At 73.4% G+C, this 3,373-nt stretch carries 4 protein-coding genes; 3 read left to right on the forward strand and 1 reads right to left on the reverse strand.

The window, feature by feature from the left end:
• Positions 1-315: hypothetical protein (locus AC2W7G_RS12125; RefSeq protein WP_485868666.1), on the forward strand; the 315-nt coding region annotated here is incomplete at its 5' end.
• A 55-nt stretch (positions 316-370) separates the two neighbouring features.
• Positions 371-907: a PadR family transcriptional regulator gene (locus tag AC2W7G_RS12130; RefSeq protein WP_485868667.1), complete on the forward strand. Its 537-nt coding sequence runs from the start codon at positions 371-373 to the stop codon at positions 905-907.
• Between the two features lie 49 nt (positions 908-956).
• Here the strand turns inward: AC2W7G_RS12130 and AC2W7G_RS12135 are convergent, their stop codons facing one another.
• Positions 957-1,214 carry an SCO4848 family membrane protein gene (locus tag AC2W7G_RS12135; protein ID WP_485868668.1) on the reverse strand — a complete coding sequence of 86 codons (258 nt, stop codon included), beginning with the start codon at positions 1,212-1,214 and terminating at the stop codon, positions 957-959.
• 23 nt (positions 1,215-1,237) lie between these two features.
• On the opposite strand from AC2W7G_RS12135, the gene AC2W7G_RS12140 reads away from it, so the two are divergent.
• On the forward strand, positions 1,238-3,262 hold the full coding sequence (locus tag AC2W7G_RS12140) for an oxidoreductase (RefSeq protein WP_485868669.1): 2,025 nt from the start codon (positions 1,238-1,240) through the stop codon (positions 3,260-3,262).
• The last annotated feature ends 111 nt before the right edge of the window (positions 3,263-3,373 follow it).

Below are 3,373 nucleotides of genomic sequence, written 5' to 3' on the forward strand. Positions count from 1 at the left end.
CGCCCGCGCGACCCGCGCGAGCCGGCCCGCCACCGCGAGCGAGCTGGAGCTGTTCTTCGACCTCGTCTCGTTCGGCACGGCGAGCTGTCGCAGGCGGCGGCCGCGTGGACGGTCTCGGTGCCGGTGGCCGTGTTCGTGCTCGGCATCTGGGCCATCGCGCTGCGCCCGGCGGGCGACCGAATGGTCAACGTGGCGGTGCCGCTCGCCGCGCTGCTGGTGCTGGGCGACGCGTTCGTGCCGGTGCCGCTGCTCGTCACCGCCGTGGTGATGACGGCCGTCGTGCTCGTGCTGGTGCGACGGCCGGCTCCCGCCTGAGCGCCGGCTGCAACCCCTTGCACGTGCAACTCGTTGCATAGTAGGTTCTCGGGCCATGGCCCTGGAGCACGCGATCCTCGTCTCCCTCGCCGAGCGGTCGGCCACCGGCTACGACCTGGCGCGGCGCTTCGACGCGTCCATCGGGCACTTCTGGCGAGCCACCCACCAGCAGATCTACAAGGTGCTGGCCCGCATGCAGGAGCAGGGCTGGGTGGACGTCGAGCAGGTCGCGCAGGCCGGGCGCCCCGACCGCAAGGTCCACCGCATCACGGAGGCCGGACGCGCGGAGCTGCGCCGCTGGTCGGCCGAGCCGATCGGCCCCGAGGTCGTCCGCAGCAGCTTCGCCGTCGCGCTGCGCGGCCTGCCGAACGTCGACGCCGACGCCCTGGTCGCGCACGTCCGGGCCCGCCGCGACCAGCACGCCGCGACCCTGGAGGCCTACGAGAAGGACATGGCGCGCACGTTCCCCGACCCCGACGCGCTGGACGACGCGGCGCTCGGGCCCTACCTCGTGCTGCGCGGCGGCATCCTCACCGAGGCCGCCGGGCTTCAGTGGTGCGAGGAGACGCTCGCCCGCCTGGAGGCGCGATGAGCGAGCGCCAGCGAGCGACCGGCCAAGGGCGACGAGTCGCGCCTTCGCTCTACCGTGCCTCTCCTCGAGCGGAGGCGCGACGAGCCAGGGCAGCGCGGACGCCCACGACGAGCACGCCGACGCCGATCGAGAACGCGGTGACGATGAGCACCGCGTGCACCCAGAAGAAGGCGGTCGGGTCGCTCGACCAGTGCTCGCCCGCCCACGCCCGGTCGTCGTCCGCGATCGCCTTGGCGAAGCGCGGCCAGATGACCATGTTGAACAGCCCGGCCAGCACCAGGAACCACGCCGACGTCCTCGAGATCACGCCCCCAGTATGAGGAGCCACGCATGACGACCAGCCACCCGCACCTGCTCAGCCCGATCACCATCGGCGCCACCACGCTGCGCAACCGCGTGATCATGGGCTCGATGCACGTCGGCCTGGAGGACAGAGCCAAGCACCTCCCGGACCTGGCCGCGTACTTCGCCGAGCGGGCCAAGGGCGGCGTCGCCCTGTCGGTGACCGGCGGCTTCGCCCCCACGTGGCGCGGCTGGCTGCTCCCGTTCGGCTCGCAGATGACGACCCGCCGGCACGCCGACGCCCACCGGGTCGTCACCGACGCCGTCCACGAGCACGACGGGAAGATCGCGCTGCAGCTGCTGCACGCCGGTCGCTACGGCTACAGCCCGTTCAAGAAGACGGTCTCGGACGTCCGCAGCCCCATCACCCCGTTCAAGAACCACCCGATGAGCAGCCGCGAGGTCGACCGCACCGCCACGCAGTTCGCCAAGGCCGCCGCGCTCGCCCTGCGCGGCGGCTACGACGGCGTCGAGGTCATGGGCTCCGAGGGCTACCTGATCAACCAGTTCCTGGCCGCGCGCACCAACACCCGCACCGACGCCTGGGGCGGCACTGCGGAGAAGCGGATGCGGTTCCCGGTCGAGGTGGTGCGGCGCACCCGCGAGCTGCTCGGCGACGACGCGTTCCTCATGTACCGGCTGAGCCTGCTCGACCTGGTCGACGACGCGCAGAGCTGGGACGAGACCGTCGAGCTCGCGCACCGGCTCGAGGAGGCCGGCGTCTCGGTGTTCAACACCGGCATCGGCTGGCACGAGGCACGCATCCCCACGATCGTCACGTCCGTCCCGCGGGCCGCGTTCAGCTGGGTGACCGGCAGGCTGCGGGCCGAGGTGGACGTGCCGGTCGTGGCGTCCAACCGGATCAACGACCCCGACGTGGCCGAGCGGATCCTGGCCGACGGCGAGGCCGACCTCGTCTCGATGGCCCGGCCGCTGCTGGCCGACCCGGACTTCGTCCGCAAGACCGCCGAGGGGCGCACCGACGAGATCAACACCTGCATCGCCTGCAACCAGGCCTGCCTGGACCACACGTTCAGCAACCAGCGGGCGTCCTGCCTGGTCAACCCGCGGGCGGGGCACGAGCGCGAGCTCGTGCTGCTGCCGACGCGCCGGGCCAGGACGATCGCGGTCGTGGGCGGCGGTCCGGCCGGTCTCGCGGCGGCGACCGAGCTGGCCGGGCGGGGGCACACGGTCGAGCTGTTCGAGGCGTCCGAGGAGCTGGGCGGGCAGTTCCGCCTCGCCATGCGCATCCCCGGCAAGGAGGAGTTCGCCGAGACGCTGCGCTACTACGCGCGCCGCCTGGAGGTCACGGGCGTGAAGGTGCACCTCGGCCGCCGGGTCGAGGCGGCCGACCTGACCGGCTTCGACGAGGTGGTCCTGGCCACCGGCGTCGAGCCGCGGCTGCCCGACCTGCCCGGCGTCGACCACCCGAAGGTCGTCTCGTACGCCGACGTCGTGGCCGGACGCGTCGAGGCGGGCCGGAAGGTGGCCGTCATGGGCGCCGGCGGCATCGGCTTCGACGTCGCCGAGCTGCTGCTGCACGAGCCCGGCGAGTCGCTCGAGCACTGGATGGCCCGCTGGGGCGTCACCGACCCGGCCCTCGAGCGCGGCGGCCTGACGACCAAGGTGCGCGAGACGCCGAGGCGCGAGGTCGTCCTGCTGCAGCGCAAGACCACCCCGCACGGCGCGGGCCTGGGCAAGACGTCCGGGTGGGTGCACCGCACGACGCTGCGCGACTCGGGCGTGCAGTTCCTCGGCGGCGTCCGGTACGACCGCGTGGACGACGCGGGGCTGCACGTCACGATCGGCGCCGACGGCGACGCGCCCGAGTCACGCGTGCTCGACGTCGACACGGTCGTCCTGTGCACCGGGCAGGAGTCGGTGCGTGACCTCGTCGACCCGCTGACCGCGGCCGGCGTCGTCACCCACGTCATCGGCGGCGCCGAGGTGGCGGCCGAGCTGGACGCGAAGCGGGCCATCCGGCAGGCCACCGAGCTGGCCGCGCGGCTGTAGGCCGCCGGGGTGTCCCCGCGCCGCCTTAGGCTGCGGGCATGGAGGAGCGGGTGGTGCCGTCGCGGGCGAACGGGTCGTGGCCTGGACGCTGTACGCCGTCCTCGTCGCCGT

The sequence above is a fragment of the Aeromicrobium sp. PFPM2_SD2 genome, from assembly GCF_057364525.1.